Raw genomic sequence first — 13,999 nt, forward strand, 5'->3', positions numbered from 1 at the left:
ACGGCACCGTTCACGGCAATCCTTTCATTAATTTTCCTGTCTTAAGTGATCCCGCTAGCAATGTGAGACAAATCTCCGCCGCGGCATGGCATCTGCGCTGTTTCGAAGTTGTTAAATTCTGCGTTGTGTTCTAGAAACAAACTGTAACATCCTGATTACCCTACCGGTGGACCACAACAATGAATAATTCAGGGAAATACCTTATCTGGACACTGCTCTCCGTAATCGGAGCCTTTGCCCTCGGCTATATCGCCCTAAACCGGGGTGAGCAGATAAACGCGCTGTGGATTGTCGTCGCGGCGGTCTGCGTTTATCTGATCGCGTATCGTTTCTACGGCCTGTATATCGCCAAAACCGTCCTCGGCGTTGACCCAACGCGGATGACGCCGGCGGTACGACATAACGACGGTCTCGATTATGTTCCGACCGACAAAAAAGTGCTGTTCGGTCACCATTTTGCCGCGATTGCCGGCGCAGGGCCGCTGGTTGGCCCGGTGCTTGCCGCGCAGATGGGCTACCTGCCGGGGATGATCTGGATCCTCGCCGGCGTGGTGCTGGCCGGCGCCGTGCAGGACTTTATGGTGCTGTTTGTTTCGACCCGTCGCGATGGCCGTTCGCTTGGCGAACTGGTTAAAGAGGAGATGGGGCCGACCGCTGGCGTACTGGCGCTGGTGGCCTGTTTTATGATCATGGTGATCATCCTCGCGGTACTGGCGATGATCGTGGTGAAAGCATTGACCCACAGTCCATGGGGGACATACACCGTCGCCTTTACCATCCCGCTGGCGATCTTTATGGGCATCTATATTCGATACCTGCGCCCGGGGCGCATCGGCGAGGTGTCGGTGATAGGCCTGGTGATGCTGGTGTTCGCGATTATTTCCGGCGGCTGGGTGGCGGAAAGCCCGACCTGGGCGCCGTGGTTTGATTATACCGGCGTACAGCTGACGTGGATTCTGGTGGGTTACGGCTTTGTTGCCGCGGTACTGCCGGTCTGGCTACTGCTGGCGCCGCGCGACTATCTCTCCACGTTCCTGAAAATCGGCACCATCGTTGGGCTGGCGATTGGCATCCTGATTATGCGCCCGACGCTGACTATGCCGGCGCTGACGAAGTTCGTCGACGGTACCGGCCCGGTCTGGACCGGCAACCTGTTCCCGTTCCTGTTTATCACCATCGCCTGCGGCGCGGTTTCTGGTTTCCACGCGCTGATCTCCTCCGGCACCACGCCGAAGATGTTAGCCAACGAAGGCCAGGCCTGCTTTATCGGCTACGGCGGCATGTTGATGGAATCCTTCGTGGCGATTATGGCGCTGGTGGCGGCCTGTATTATCGACCCGGGCGTCTACTTCGCGATGAACGGCCCGATGGCGGTGCTGGCGCCGGCGGGGACGACTGACGTCGTGGCCTCGGCGGCGCAGGTAGTGAGCGGCTGGGGCTTTAGCATTACCCCGGATACGCTGAATCAAATAGCCCATGAGGTCGGCGAACAGTCGATTATTTCACGCGCCGGCGGCGCGCCGACGCTGGCGGTGGGGATGGCTTACATTCTGCACGGCTCGCTGGGCGGGCTGATGGATGTCTCTTTCTGGTACCACTTCGCCATTCTGTTTGAGGCGCTGTTTATCCTGACGGCGGTTGATGCCGGCACCCGCGCGGCGCGATTCATGCTGCAGGATCTGCTGGGCGTGATTAGCCCCGGGTTGAAAAAAACCAGCTCGCTTCCGGCTAACCTGCTGGCGACCGCGCTGTGCGTCCTGGCGTGGGGCTACTTCCTGCATCAGGGGGTGGTTGACCCGCTGGGCGGCATCAATACCCTGTGGCCGCTGTTCGGTATCGCCAACCAGATGCTGGCGGGAATGGCGCTGATGCTGTGCGCGGTGGTACTGTTCAAGATGAAACGCCAGCGCTATGCGTGGGTGGCGCTGCTGCCGACAAGCTGGCTGCTGATTTGTACGCTGACTGCCGGCTGGCAGAAATCGTTTAGCCCGGATACCAAAGTCGGTTTCCTGGCCATCGCCAATAAATTCCAGGCGATGATCGACAGCGGCGCCATTCCGCCGCAGTATACGGAATCGCAGCTGGCGCAGCTGGTGTTTAATAACCGTCTCGATGCCGGGCTGACTATCTTCTTTATGATTGTGGTGGTGGTTCTGGCGCTGTTCTCGATTAAAACCGCGCTGGCGGCGCTGAAAGAGGATAAACCGACGGCGAAAGAGACGCCGTATGAAGCGATGCCCGCGGATGCGCAGACCTTAACGGCGCAGGCGAAGCGCGCGCATTAACCTGTTTGGCCTACCTTTCTTCTCCTCCCTCTCCCTGTGGGAGAGGGCTGGGGTGAGGGGAATAAGCGAGAAACTCATTATGTTCGACACCCTTTCAAAAGCAGGAAAATATTTAGGCCAGGCGGCGAAGATGATGATCGGCGTGCCGGATTACGACAACTACGTCGAACACATGCGGATCACGCATCCGGACCAGACGCCGATGACCTATGAAGAATTCTTCCGCGAGCGCCAGGACGCACGCTACGGCGGTAAGGGCGGGGCAAAGTGCTGCTAGCCTTCTTTCGGTAAATAAAGGCTGATTTGCTCCTGGGTACAGCCGTAAATCGCCGCCAGTTTTTCGCGGGTTCGCTTCTGCGGATGGGAGTTCAGCGCTTCCAGCTGTGACACCGCGGACTTCCTTGATGTACTGAATAGTCATATTCGGTATGTTCCTCATGAAGGTAGGTGGTGGTGGTTCGGCGTTTAACCGCCACTATCGATTTTAGAAAATTGCTTATCTGCCGTTTTTGACCAGACAATCTTCCTCCGTACCTCCACTGTAAGCCCGCTCATATCTGGACATCCAGATGGCTAATATTATTTGGTTTTATCTTATGCTTTTTACGCAGTTGTCAGGCATCGGCAGCTGTGAAAAATTCGTTAAATCAGAATATTAATTGCCCTGGGGAGGGTGATGAGCGTGAATCGCCTTGAGATGCATAACATTAGCCTGGCCTTTTCCGGCTTTCAGGCGCTGAGCAAGGTGAATTTTACCCTTAAGGGCGGAACGGTGCATGCGCTGACCGGCGCCAACGGCGCTGGCAAATCGACGCTGATGGCGGTGTTGTGCGGGACGCACGCCGATTACGAAGGCGAAGTCGCGATCAATAACCAGCCGGTTAGCATTCGTTCGCCGCGCGATGCAAAGCAACTGGGCATCCATCTGGTACAGCAGGAGGTGGATGTTGCGCTGGTTCCGGGGCTGAGCATTGCTGAAAACATCATGCTGGACAGGCTGGCTGAACCGGGTGCGGTTTTTCGCTGGTCGCGGGTGCGTCAGCAGGCGCGCGAAGCGCTGGCGCAGCTTGATATTGCGCTGGATGTTCGACGTTCAATCGATAGCTGTACCCTTGCCGAAAAACAGCAAATTCTGCTGGCTCGCGCACTGTCGCACCATTGCCGCTTTTTGATTCTTGATGAACCCACCGCGCCGTTGGATCAGCACGAAAGCGAACGCTTATTTGCGGTAGTTCGTCGTCTGCAGCAGCAGGGGATCGGCGTGGTCTTTATTTCGCATCGTATTCATGAACTAAAAGCGATTTGCGACACCCTGACGGTACTGCGCGATGGCCGTTTAATCGAAAGCGGCCCGATGGCCGAGCTCAGCGGCGAGCAGATCGTCGAAAAAATGCTCGGCCACGAGTTGAGCGATATTTTTCCGCCTGCGCGTCCGCCGCATGGCGAAGAGGTGCTGCTGCAGGTTGACGGTTTGCATGACGAAGCGCTGTTGCAGGATATCTCGCTACGTCTGCATAAGGGCGAAATTCTCGGTATCGCCGGCTTAGCGGGCGCGGGGAAAACTGAACTTTGCAAAGCCTTATTCGGCGCCAGTAAAAGCCGGGTGCGCTACGGCGAACTAAACGGCCAGCCGTGGCGGCCGCGCGATCCGGGCGATTCCGTCCTCCAGGGGCTAGCGCTGGTGCCGGAAGAGCGGCGCAAAGAGGGGATATTCATCGATGAGGCGATCGCCATGAATCTGGCGGTCAGCGCCGATAACAGCTTTTCGCGCTGGAGCCTGTTCGGCCATCGGCAGGCGTGGCGGTGGGCGCAGGAGGTTATTGCCCGTATCGGCGTGCGCGCCACCGGGCCGGGGCAGACGCTGCGCCGCCTCTCCGGCGGTAATCAGCAAAAAGTGGCCATCGGCAAATGGCTGCGCAGCGGTGCAAACGTGCTGATTTTCGACGAGCCGACGAAAGGGGTGGACGTGAAAGCGAAAACCGATCTGTTTCAGTTGATTGATGGCCTGGCGCGGGAAGGCCGGGGCGTGATTTACGCCTCCGGCGAATTTTCCGAGCTGGTAGGCCTGTGCGATCGCATCTGCGTGCTGTGGGATGGGCGCATTGTGGCGGAAATTCCCGGCGCCGAGGCGCGGGAGGAGACGATTCTTTATTACTCCACCGGAGGAGCGGCAGCGTGAGTAAGGCCCTGGCAGTCAACGCGACGGTATCGGGCCGTCAGCGGTTTTTCGATTTTCTCTATAAATGGGGCATGTTGCTGACAGTGGTACTGCTGGTTGGCGTCTTTGGTTTAGCCTCGGATAACTTTCTTGACCCGTTTAACATCATCAACATTCTGCGCTCCATCGCTATTGTGACGGTGATTGCCATTGGGGTGTCGATTTCGCTCACCATCGGCGGCTTTGATCTGTCGGTGGGGTCGACGGCGTCGCTGGCGAATGCGTTAGTGATTTCGTTGTTTGTCTGGCACGGCCTGAACACCACTGAAGCCATTCTGATCACCCTCGCGCTCTGTACGCTGGTGGGGTTATTCAACGCGTTTCTGATCGTAGTGCTGCGCATTCCTGACATGCTCGCCACGCTTGCCAGCCTGTTTGTGATTCAGGGCGTGGCGATGACCTACAGCTACGGCGGCTCGATCACCGAAAATATGGTGCTGCCGAGCGGCGAGATGGCCGAAGGTACGATCCCGGCTGCGTTTGGCGCGCTGGGGCAGGTACCGACCATCGTCATTATCATGCTGGTGGTAACGCTAATCGCGCAGCTGGCGCTGTCGTTCACCACCCATGGGCGGCGGATGTACGCCATCGGCGGCAACCCGGAGGCGGCGCGACTCTCCGGCCTGCGGATCACGCGCTATAAAGTGGCGGCCTACGTGATTGCCTCGCTGTTGGCCGGGCTGGGCGGCATTCTGCTGGCATCTAGGATTGGTTCTTCCCAGGTGAACGCCGGGGGCGGTTACCTGATGGATGCGGTCGCGGCGGCGTGGATCGGCTTTTCGCTAGCGGGCTCCGGCAAGCCGAATGCGCTGGGTACATTGGTGGGTGCGGTGATCCTCGGCGTGCTTTCCAATGGCCTGGTGATGCTGTCGGTGCCCTATTACGCGATGGACATTATTAAAGGGCTGGTGCTGGCTGGCGCGCTGGCACTGACCTATTTTCAGCGCCGGACCTAACACTTTACAGGGTAAACAAAATGAAAAAGATAGCACTTTCTCTTATGGCGCTGGGCCTGCTGCAGTCGATGGCAGCGCTGGCGCAGACCCCGACGCCGGTTCCGGCGGCGATCGCTGAGCATAACGGCCCGATCCGCATCGCGGTGATTCGCAATCTCGGTTCTGACGATAACACTACCCAGTTTGTCGCCGGGGCGATTCAGGAAGGTAAAAAGCTCGGTTTTAAAGTTAGCGCCTTCCTGAGCAACGGTGATGACGCCAAATTCCAGGACTTCGTCAATCAGGCCATTAGCCAGAAATATGACGGTATTATTCTTTCCCAGGGGCGCGACCCGTACTCGACCGCGCTGGTGAAAAAGGCGGTCGATGCCGGGATCAAAGTCGCGGTGTTCGATACCGCGGTGCAGGGAGCCATCCCCGGCGTGACGGTTAGCCAGCAGGATGACGCCTCGTTGACCGAGCTCTCTTTTGGCCAACTGGTGAAAGATTTCAACGGCAAGGCCAACATTATCAAGCTGTGGGTGGCAGGCTTCCCGCCAATGGAACGCCGGCAGGCGGCCTACCAGACGCTGCTTAAACAAAATCCGGGGATTAAAGAGCTGGAATCTATCGGCGCCGTTTCATCCGACGTGCAGGGTGACACCGCTAACAAAGTCGGCGCGATTCTGGCCAAGTATCCGAAAGGGAAAATCGACGCCATCTGGGGCACCTGGGATGCCTTTAGCCAGGGGGCCTATAAGGCGCTGAAAGAAAACGGACGCAGCGAAATCAAACTCTACAGCATCGATATTTCCAATCAGGATTTACAGCTGATGCGGGAAGCCGGTAGTTCGTGGAAGGTTAGCGTGGCGGTCGACCCGAAACTCATCGGCGCCACCAACGTGCGCTTGATTGCCAATAAGATTGCCGGAGAAAGCACCCCGGCTACCTACGATTTCAAAGCGGCGGCGATCCCGCAGGCGCTGCTGGCGGCACAGCCTGGGGCGGTCAACGTGGCGTCGCTGGGGAAAATAATCCCAGGCTGGGGGCAGACCGAAGATTTTATTGCCCCGTGGTTTGCCACCCTGGAAGCCCAACATAAATAATCACGCGTTTAGCTGTACTGACGCACGCGGGCGATAAGTTCGTCCACGCTATCGATACGTTCGGCGATGACGATCAGCGCTTTGCCGAGCGTAATTGCGTGGCGCAGGCATTCGTGGCGCATGGCCGTGTCCTGAATAGAATCGATATCGGCGACGTGTGAAAGCCCGACGCTGCGGCGTATCAGTTCGGTTCCGCAGAATCCAATAGCATCGAACCAAACCTTTTTGAGGAATACTGAGGCGTAACCGGGGCAGGCCAGCGCGGTATCGCGGGTTTTCTCCGTCGCTAACGCCTGGAAACGCTCGCTAAAGGTGTGCCACAAGGTCTGAATATCGTTGAGCCGCTGTTCGCGCGCGGCGGCGGCATCGCGAATGCCGAGATGACCGGGCAAACCGCAGTAGTTAAGCAGCAAGTTGCCAATGGCGGTGCCGACGTCAAAACCGATTGGGCCGAAATAGCCAAATTCGGCATCGATGGCTTTAAGGCTATTTTCAGCGACGAAGATGGAGCCGCTATGAATATCGCCGTGCAGCAGGGCTTCGGCCTGTGAGAAAAAGCGGTGCTTCAGCGCCGCGACAGCCAGTTTAAGCTGAGCGTCCTCACGCAGGGCGGCAACCTCTTCTTCCAGCTCCGCCGGGTAGTTATTGCGCTCGTGGATCTGATACGGATCGTTAAAAAACAGATCCTCGGTGATCTCGCACATTTCCGGATTAATAAATTGCGCCACCTGCGCTTTTTTCTCATGCGGATGGAGATAGAAATCGCTGGTGTGGAACAGCGTCTGCGCCAGATATTCGCCCAACTGGCTTGCTGCCTGCGGATAGTAGACGTTGCCGATAAGCTCGCCGCGCCAGATACGGTGGTCGGAAAGGTCTTCCATTACCATCACCGCCAGAGCGGGGTCGAAATGAAGAATCTGTACCGTATGCTGCGGGCTGTGCTGATAGTGGGCGACCAGGGTCTGCGCTTCGAGGCGCGCGCGGTCCAGTGTCAGCGGCCAGGATTCGCCGACGCAGCGCACGTAGGGCAGCGCCTGCTTAACAATAATTCGGCTCACGCCCTGAGCATCGAAAATTTTGAACACCAGATTGAGGTTGCCGTCGCCTACCTCCTGCGCCGACACCAGCTCAGACGGATCGTCGAGTCCGCCAAATTGTTGTGCGTAAGCCACCGCATCGCTGGCCGTGAAGGTATGGTATTGCGACATTGCCTCGATCCTCAAAAGTGCTGAATTAAGCCGTTCAGACGTCTATACATCTGGATTTCATCCTGACACAATGTGATACAACAACGCAACAGGGATTTAACGATATGCAGACACTACAGACCACCAGCCTGCGGGTAAACGAAAATCAGCTTTTTATTCTCGATCAACAGGCATTGCCGCAGGAAAAACGCTGGCTGGCGGCGGATAACGTTGCGCTGCTGGTGGACCATATTCATGCTTTGCGGGTGCGCGGCGCACCGTTGATTGGTCTCTCCGCCAGCCTGTTGCTGGCGCTGTTGGCGCAGCGCGGCTTATCCCGCGACGAGCTCGCTCAGGCGCTGGAAACCCTGCGCGCGGCGCGGCCGACGGCGGTCAATCTAATGAATAATCTCGATCGTATGAAGCAGGCGCTGGCGCAGGAAGACTATCCGCAGGCGCTGGAGACTGAAGCGCTGCGTCTGATTGCCGAAGATAAACAGCTGTGCGCCAGCATTGCCGAAGCTGGCAATGCGCTGGTCACGCCGGGTAGCCGTTTATTGACCCACTGTAATACCGGTGGTCTGGCGACGGCGGGGGTTGGCACCGCGCTGGGGGTTATCGCTTTGGCCCATGAACAGGGCAAGGTGGTTAACGTCTGGGTCGATGAGACGCGGCCGCTGCTGCAGGGCGGGCGCCTGACCGCCTGGGAATTGGGGGAGCTGGGCGTGCCGTATCAGCTTATTACCGACTCAATGGCCGCCAGCCTGATGGCGCAGGGGCAGGTTGATGCGGTATGGGTCGGTGCGGATCGTATCGCCGCCAACGGCGACGTGGCGAATAAAATTGGGACCTATTCGCTGGCGGTGCTGGCTCACTATCATCGCATTCCTTTCTACGTGGCGGCGCCGCAAACCACTCTCGATCGCCACTGCCCGAACGGCGCGGCGATCCCGATTGAACAGCGTGCGGCGCAAGAGGTGACCGGCGTAAAAGGCAGCTTTGGCGCCGTACAGTGGGCGCCAGAAAACGCGCCGGTTTACAACCCTGCCTTTGATGTGACGCCAGCGTCGTTAATCAGCGGTTGGGTGCTGGATAGCGGCGTGGTCACGCCACAGCAGGTGGCGGACGGTATATTTGCGCCGCTGGCGTAACGGTTAACATCGATAAGGAACGATTATGTGGCAAGAGCGACTCGCACAACTGGTGACCACCTGTCACTGGATTGGCGCGAAAGGGTGGGCGCCGGCAACCGGCGGCAATATGTCAGTACGCGAGGATGCGCGCTGGTGTTGGTTAAGCGAATCGGGGCGCGATAAGGGCAGCCTGACCCGCGACGATTTTTTGCAGGTGGACATCGCCAGCAATCGCGCGCCGTCGGGACGTAAACCGTCGGCGGAGACCGGGTTGCATACGCTGGTTTATCGTCTGTTTCCGCAAGCGAACGTCGTGCTGCATGTGCATACCGTGCACGCCACGGTGCTCTCACGTCTTGAAACCAGCGATACCCTGCAACTGCAGGGCTATGAAATGCAAAAAACGCTGAGCGGGCAGCATAGCCATCTCGATAGCGTACCGGTGGCGATTTTTGATAACGATCAGGATATTGAGGCGCTGGCGGCGCGGATTGAAGCGTATGCCCGTAGCCATCCTTTACGTTATGGATTTTTGATCCGCGGCCACGGTTTAACCTGTTGGGGCAGGGATGTTAGCGAGGCGCGGCGTCAGCTGGAAGGGCTCGAATTTCTCTTCGAATGCGAGCTGCTGCGCCGCCGCTATGCATAAAGGTTAGGGTAAGCGCGGGTAGGCATCGGCGATAGCATCGCCGGTGAACTGCGCTATCCAGCCTTCCGGATTGTCAAAAATACGAATGGCGGTGAAATTCGGCTCCGAACCCATATCGAACCAGTGTGGGGTATTTGCCGGGACGGAGATCAGATCGTTCTTTTCGCACAGCACCTGAAAGACTTCATCGCCGATATGTAGGCAAAACAGCCCGGCGCCTTCGACAAAGAAGCGCACTTCATCTTCGCCATGGGTATGCTCATTGAGGAATTTTGCCCGCAGCGCCTCTTTCTGCGGATTATCCGCTCGCAGGCTAATGACGTCCCAGCTCTGATAGCCCTTTTCAGCCACCAGTTTATCAATCGCGTGCTGATAGGCCGCAATAACGGTTTCAGCGCTTGGCGCCGGGCCAAGGTTGCGATCGGCCTGCCAGCGCTCGAAGCGCACCCCTTTCGCGCGCAATTGCTGTTGGATCTCATCGGCGTTGCTGCTGTGCCAGCGTGGATGGCTGGCATCGTTAACGGAAAAAATAGTTAATGCGCTCATGAGGGAAGTTGCTCCGGGTCGATGTCGTCAAAACGCTGAACCTGTGGATGATGGCTGGCCGGATCGCGGTCGCCGCGTACCAGCTGCAGAGTGCGGAAACCCGCTTCTTCAGCGGCGTCCAGTTCCTGATGAATATCAGAGAGGAACAGAATGCGCGCCGGGCTATGCCCCAGTTGCTCAGCGATGGTGCGATAGGATTGAACTTCGCGTTTGGCGCCGACCAGGGTATCGAAATAGCCGCTAAAGAGATGAGTAATATCACCTTCGTCGCTGTAGCCAAATAACAATTTCTGCGCGGCGACCGAGCCTGAGGAATATACATATAAATCAATGCCCATTGCCTTCCATTTCTCCAGCGACGGCAAAACATCGGGGTAAAGATGGCCGGTAAAATCACCGTTCTGATAGCCTTCGCGCCAGATAATGCCCTGCAGCGCTTTCAGCGCCGTCGATTTACGATCCTCATCCATGAAGCGGAATAGCGTCTCGATAAGCGCTGCGGTGCTGGCTTCGGGGGCGGCGATTTCCGTACGCAGATTGTCGAGAATGGTACTGACCGGCTCGACATACTGCTGCGCGGTGACAAATGCGGCCAGCCGCTCGCGGGCGTAGGGGAATAAGACGTTATGGACGAAGCGAATGTCGCTGGTGGTGCCTTCAATATCGGTCACGATAGCGCGGATCATGGTATCTCCAGAGTGGATAGTGCGCCGTGCTGCCGGTGGCGTCGGTTTGCCGCCTGCCTGCGGCAAGCGAAATAACGTTAGCATTTAGACGTCTAAGCGTCTTGATTGCCAAATATTAACATCGTGTTATAGTGGCTTCAACAACAGCATTACAATCGGAACGAAGATAATGAGCAATAAGCCACTGATTCCTGAGAGTAAACTCCCTGCATTAGGCACCACCATTTTTACCCAGATGAGCGCGCTGGCGCAGCAGCATCAGGCCATCAATCTATCACAAGGTTTCCCGGATTTTGACGGCCCGCGCTATTTACAGGAACGCCTGGCGTGGCATGTCGCCCAGGGAGCCAACCAGTATGCTCCGATGACCGGCGTACCGGCGCTGCGCGAAGCCATCGCCGATAAAACCGCTGAACTTTATGGCTATCGCCCGGATGCGAATAGCGATGTCACCGTCACCGCGGGGGCGACCGAAGCGCTGTATGCGGCGATCACCGCGCTGGTGAGGGCGGGCGATGAGGCGATCTGCTTTGACCCGAGCTATGACAGCTACGCGCCGGCGGTAGAGCTTTCGGGCGGCGTGCTGAAGCGGATTGCTTTACAGCCGCCGCATTTCCGCGTTGACTGGCAGCAGTTTGCCGCCACGTTAAGCGACCGCACCCGTTTGGTCATTCTTAATACGCCGCATAATCCATCAGCCACCGTCTGGCAGCGGGAAGATTTTGCCGCGCTGTGGCAGGCGATCGCCGGGCGGGAAATTTACGTTATCAGCGACGAAGTGTATGAGCATATCTGTTTTGCAGAGCAGGGGCACGCCAGCGTGCTGGCTCATCCGCAGTTGCGTGAACGGGCGGTAGCGGTCTCTTCTTTCGGTAAAACCTTTCATATGACCGGCTGGAAAGTGGGTTATTGCGTGGCGCCTGCCGCCATCAGCGCCGAGCTGCGTAAAGTGCACCAGTATTTAACCTTTGCCGTTAATACGCCGGCTCAGCTGGCGCTGGCGGATATGCTGCGCGCGCAGCCGGAGCACTACCGCGAGCTGCCTGCGTTTTATCAGAAGCGCCGGGATCTGTTTATTGATGCGCTACGCGACAGCCGGCTGGAGATCCTGCCGTGTGAAGGCACCTACTTTCTGCTGGCGGACTATAGCGCCATTTCTGACCTTGATGACGTCAGCTTCTGTCGCTGGCTGACCACTGACGTCGGCGTGGCGGCGATCCCGCTATCGGTATTCTGCGCCGATCCGTTCCCGCATAAGTTGATTCGCCTGTGCTTCGCTAAGCAGCCGGAAACCCTGCTGGCGGCGGCAGAGCGTCTGCGCAGCCTGTAGCTATTTCACCGTCCACGCCTGGGAAAATTGACGGTCGCCGAACATCTCGGCCAGACCGTTAATTTGCTTCAGGCGCAACACTTCATCGGCATCCATCCCCAACTCTTTACTGATTTTTGCGTTGCTCCAGCCGAGATTGGCCAGCTCGCGGACAATTTCCGACATCGCGTGAATCTGATGGCGTCCGCGGGCCCGATTGTGACGAATAGTGGCGGCCATCAGGGCATCGCGCGGGTGGCTATTCTCCGTCAAACAGGTTACCGGTAAATATCCCTTGAGCCGCTTTTTTAATGACACTTTGCTGCTAACCAGTTCGTGGCGGTGAAAACCGTCAATGATGGTATAACGCTTTGGCTGCTGATGCTGCACCACGATAGGTTGCGTAAAGCCGTTGGCCTCCAGCGAAGTTAACAACAGTCGCTTTTCCGGCGGTGCAAGATTGTTAGGGTTGTAGTCATTGGGAACCACTTCTTCCTCTTTAACCCATAGCACGCAGTCAACCGGCTGGTTGCGAAAAGGGCTATGGCGGTGCAGAGCCTGGCGAAAGCGGTTCAGCGCGTCGATTTTTTCCTCTTCCGGCAGCGCGGCCAGATACTCTTCTATCTGGGTTATTAGTCGTTGTTGCATAACAGTCCCCATTGTTGGCGTTTTTTACTTATGCGCTCGCAGTAGTTTTTATAGCGGGTGGCCTTAGTTGGGCTAAATGAAAGCTGGCGACACCAGTAATCATTGTTTAATAACACTTTGCAGACGCGTCGCCATGAAGGGATATCCCGGGTGCCGATGTCGCTCTCCTGGCTATCGGGGATATCGTCCATTCCCTGTTTTTGATACCAATGCAGATAGACCGCGATTTTGTTGCGATAGTGCTCGGCGGTTTGCCGCGGCATGCTATCCAGCAGAAACAGGGCATAACTCTTCCAGCTGTGGTGCCCGGGTTTATCGAGCTTACGGTGACCATAGAATTTGTTGTCATATCCGGCATAAATACCGCCGCTGTGCACGCCGTTTACGCGCTGGCAGATGGCTGCCCAGCGCTCAGGTTCCAGCACGTGATACAGCCAGAGTCCCTGGCGCTGCTCCGGGCCAAAAGGTTCGCAGATGCGCATATAGCGTAGCGGCACCCCGGCCTGATACATCAGATCGTAAAGGGGGTTATAGGTATGGCCGCTTTTGCTAAACCACGTCCAGATATCGGCGGTTTTCCAGTCATAGATCGGGTAGATGTACCAGGTATGACCGCCCGGCGCCGATGTTGTCCATGGCTTGTCATCGGCAAAGCGCAGCTTGCGCTGCGATGAGATGGTCATAAAACGATTAAGCGATTCATCTGCCCGGATACCCACCATCATTGCCGCCGGGCGGTTTTGCGAAAACCAGTCGGCGAAATCACGAACGAACTCTTCAAAGCTCATTCCGCATCTATAAAACGGAAAATAGCCGGGATCGGTAATAGCGTCAGCGGGCGGCTGGCGTACCCAGTTGACGCCAGGTTCCCAGCATTGCCACTCCGGCGAAAACTGCGTCAGTGAGTTTTGCGTGGTGAGCGGTAGGGCCACCCAATAAAATTTTTCAATAACATCCTGGTATTCGGTGCGAATATTTTCGCAATGCTGAATGGTGCAGGAAAATTGCGCTTCCCAATCAATAAACAGCACGCTGAATTTCTTGCCCATTTGCCGGGCGCAAAGCGCCGCCAGGTGCAGCATAGTGGTGGAGTCTTTTCCACCGGAGAAAGAGATGCAGATGCGTGAAAAATTTTCTAATACCCACTGTATCCGCTGCTGGCTTGCTTGAAGAACGGACTCGGGTAATGGAATTTTTATTAATGACATTACCATTAATCCTTTAATGTGATAGGTACGATTTCACGGATAGTGTAGAACACATTAATGGTAAGGTTAATATATATTAGTAATGTTTC

The 13,999-nt window shown here is 56.8% G+C and carries 13 protein-coding genes and 2 pseudogenes; 8 read left to right on the top strand and 7 right to left on the bottom strand.

What is annotated here, in order from left to right:
* Positions 1-179 precede the first annotated feature (179 nt).
* Both cstA and ACSEMK_RS01600 read left to right on the top strand, forming a co-directional pair.
* Positions 180-2,285, top strand: coding sequence for a pyruvate/proton symporter CstA (gene cstA / locus ACSEMK_RS01595; RefSeq protein WP_430914394.1), 2,106 nt, complete (start codon positions 180-182; stop codon positions 2,283-2,285).
* Between the two features lie 79 nt (positions 2,286-2,364).
* Positions 2,365-2,562: a YbdD/YjiX family protein gene (locus ACSEMK_RS01600; RefSeq protein WP_002893903.1), complete on the top strand. Its 198-nt coding sequence runs from the start codon at positions 2,365-2,367 to the stop codon at positions 2,560-2,562.
* On the opposite strand, the pseudogene ACSEMK_RS01605 reads toward ACSEMK_RS01600, so the two are convergent.
* A pseudogene (locus ACSEMK_RS01605) lies at positions 2,559-2,684 on the bottom strand (helix-turn-helix domain-containing protein); the annotation flags it as partial. The gene ACSEMK_RS01600 and the pseudogene ACSEMK_RS01605 sit on opposite strands and share 4 nt — an antisense overlap.
* Positions 2,654-2,764, bottom strand: a pseudogene (locus tag ACSEMK_RS01610) (hypothetical protein); the annotation flags it as partial. The pseudogenes ACSEMK_RS01605 and ACSEMK_RS01610, both read right to left, overlap by 31 nt.
* Before the next feature lie 197 nt (positions 2,765-2,961).
* Here ACSEMK_RS01610 and ACSEMK_RS01615 point away from each other — a divergent pair.
* Genes ACSEMK_RS01615 through ACSEMK_RS01625 form a run of 3 tightly spaced genes read left to right on the top strand, consistent with a single transcriptional unit; the run spans position 2,962 to position 6,544 of the window.
* Positions 2,962-4,464 carry a sugar ABC transporter ATP-binding protein gene (locus ACSEMK_RS01615; protein WP_430914393.1) on the top strand — a complete coding sequence of 501 codons (1,503 nt, stop codon included), beginning with the start codon at positions 2,962-2,964 and terminating at the stop codon, positions 4,462-4,464.
* Positions 4,461-5,459 carry an ABC transporter permease gene (locus ACSEMK_RS01620; protein ID WP_032714059.1) on the top strand — a complete coding sequence of 333 codons (999 nt, stop codon included), beginning with the start codon at positions 4,461-4,463 and terminating at the stop codon, positions 5,457-5,459. The genes ACSEMK_RS01615 and ACSEMK_RS01620 overlap by 4 nt, the downstream gene beginning before the upstream one ends.
* Before the next feature lie 20 nt (positions 5,460-5,479).
* Positions 5,480-6,544 (top strand): sugar ABC transporter substrate-binding protein, encoded by a 1,065-nt coding sequence (locus ACSEMK_RS01625; protein WP_430914392.1) that lies wholly within the window; start codon positions 5,480-5,482, stop codon positions 6,542-6,544.
* 8 nt (positions 6,545-6,552) lie between these two features.
* Here ACSEMK_RS01625 and mtnK read toward each other — a convergent pair whose 3' ends face one another.
* A complete protein-coding gene (gene mtnK / locus ACSEMK_RS01630; protein ID WP_395226561.1) occupies positions 6,553-7,752 on the bottom strand; it encodes an S-methyl-5-thioribose kinase in 1,200 nt (399 codons plus the stop codon).
* Between the two features lie 104 nt (positions 7,753-7,856).
* Between mtnK and mtnA the strand changes: the two genes are divergently transcribed.
* Together mtnA and ACSEMK_RS01640 are read left to right on the top strand one after the other, a co-directional pair.
* Positions 7,857-8,882 carry an S-methyl-5-thioribose-1-phosphate isomerase gene (gene mtnA, locus ACSEMK_RS01635; RefSeq protein ID WP_430914391.1) on the top strand — a complete coding sequence of 342 codons (1,026 nt, stop codon included), beginning with the start codon at positions 7,857-7,859 and terminating at the stop codon, positions 8,880-8,882.
* A gap of 25 nt (positions 8,883-8,907) precedes the next feature.
* Positions 8,908-9,513 (top strand): methylthioribulose 1-phosphate dehydratase, encoded by a 606-nt coding sequence (locus tag ACSEMK_RS01640; protein ID WP_087860255.1) that lies wholly within the window; start codon positions 8,908-8,910, stop codon positions 9,511-9,513.
* 3 nt (positions 9,514-9,516) lie between these two features.
* Here the strand turns inward: ACSEMK_RS01640 and ACSEMK_RS01645 are convergent, their stop codons facing one another.
* Together ACSEMK_RS01645 and mtnC are read right to left on the bottom strand one after the other, a co-directional pair.
* Positions 9,517-10,059 carry a 1,2-dihydroxy-3-keto-5-methylthiopentene dioxygenase gene (locus tag ACSEMK_RS01645; protein WP_113373842.1) on the bottom strand — a complete coding sequence of 181 codons (543 nt, stop codon included), beginning with the start codon at positions 10,057-10,059 and terminating at the stop codon, positions 9,517-9,519.
* On the bottom strand, positions 10,056-10,745 hold the full coding sequence (mtnC, locus tag ACSEMK_RS01650; RefSeq protein WP_430914476.1) for an acireductone synthase: 690 nt from the start codon (positions 10,743-10,745) through the stop codon (positions 10,056-10,058). The genes ACSEMK_RS01645 and mtnC overlap by 4 nt, the downstream gene beginning before the upstream one ends.
* A 184-nt stretch (positions 10,746-10,929) precedes the next feature.
* Between mtnC and ACSEMK_RS01655 the strand changes: the two genes are divergently transcribed.
* Complete coding sequence (locus ACSEMK_RS01655; RefSeq protein ID WP_430914475.1) at positions 10,930-12,075, top strand: pyridoxal phosphate-dependent aminotransferase; 1,146 nt, start codon at positions 10,930-10,932, stop codon at positions 12,073-12,075.
* Here ACSEMK_RS01655 and ACSEMK_RS01660 read toward each other — a convergent pair whose 3' ends face one another.
* Complete coding sequence (locus ACSEMK_RS01660) at positions 12,076-12,702, bottom strand: IbrB-like domain-containing protein (RefSeq protein ID WP_087860251.1); 627 nt, start codon at positions 12,700-12,702, stop codon at positions 12,076-12,078. It lies immediately after the preceding gene.
* Positions 12,687-13,910, bottom strand: coding sequence for a phosphoadenosine phosphosulfate reductase (locus ACSEMK_RS01665; protein WP_087860250.1), 1,224 nt, complete (start codon positions 13,908-13,910; stop codon positions 12,687-12,689). The genes ACSEMK_RS01660 and ACSEMK_RS01665 overlap by 16 nt, the downstream gene beginning before the upstream one ends.
* Positions 13,911-13,999 lie beyond the last annotated feature (89 nt).

Source organism: Klebsiella sp. K-3 (genome assembly GCF_051207495.1).
GTDB classification, from domain to species: Bacteria; Pseudomonadota; Gammaproteobacteria; order Enterobacterales; family Enterobacteriaceae; genus Klebsiella; species Klebsiella aerogenes.

Excerpts from the sequence above, each read along its gene's own strand:
- ACSEMK_RS01615 (WP_430914393.1), top strand. The coding sequence starts at position 2,962 with ATGAGCGTGAATCGCCTTGAGATGCATAACATTAGCCTGGCCTTTTCC.
- mtnK (WP_395226561.1), bottom strand. The coding sequence starts at position 7,752 with ATGTCGCAATACCATACCTTCACGGCCAGCGATGCGGTGGCTTACGCA.
- ACSEMK_RS01660 (WP_087860251.1), bottom strand. The coding sequence starts at position 12,702 with ATGCAACAACGACTAATAACCCAGATAGAAGAGTATCTGGCCGCGCTG.
- mtnC (WP_430914476.1), bottom strand. The coding sequence starts at position 10,745 with ATGATCCGCGCTATCGTGACCGATATTGAAGGCACCACCAGCGACATT.
- ACSEMK_RS01600 (WP_002893903.1), top strand. The coding sequence starts at position 2,365 with ATGTTCGACACCCTTTCAAAAGCAGGAAAATATTTAGGCCAGGCGGCG.
- ACSEMK_RS01645 (WP_113373842.1), bottom strand. The coding sequence starts at position 10,059 with ATGAGCGCATTAACTATTTTTTCCGTTAACGATGCCAGCCATCCACGC.
- ACSEMK_RS01625 (WP_430914392.1), top strand. The coding sequence starts at position 5,480 with ATGAAAAAGATAGCACTTTCTCTTATGGCGCTGGGCCTGCTGCAGTCG.
- ACSEMK_RS01640 (WP_087860255.1), top strand. The coding sequence starts at position 8,908 with ATGTGGCAAGAGCGACTCGCACAACTGGTGACCACCTGTCACTGGATT.
- mtnA (WP_430914391.1), top strand. The coding sequence starts at position 7,857 with ATGCAGACACTACAGACCACCAGCCTGCGGGTAAACGAAAATCAGCTT.
- cstA (WP_430914394.1), top strand. The coding sequence starts at position 180 with ATGAATAATTCAGGGAAATACCTTATCTGGACACTGCTCTCCGTAATC.
- ACSEMK_RS01665 (WP_087860250.1), bottom strand. The coding sequence starts at position 13,910 with ATGTCATTAATAAAAATTCCATTACCCGAGTCCGTTCTTCAAGCAAGC.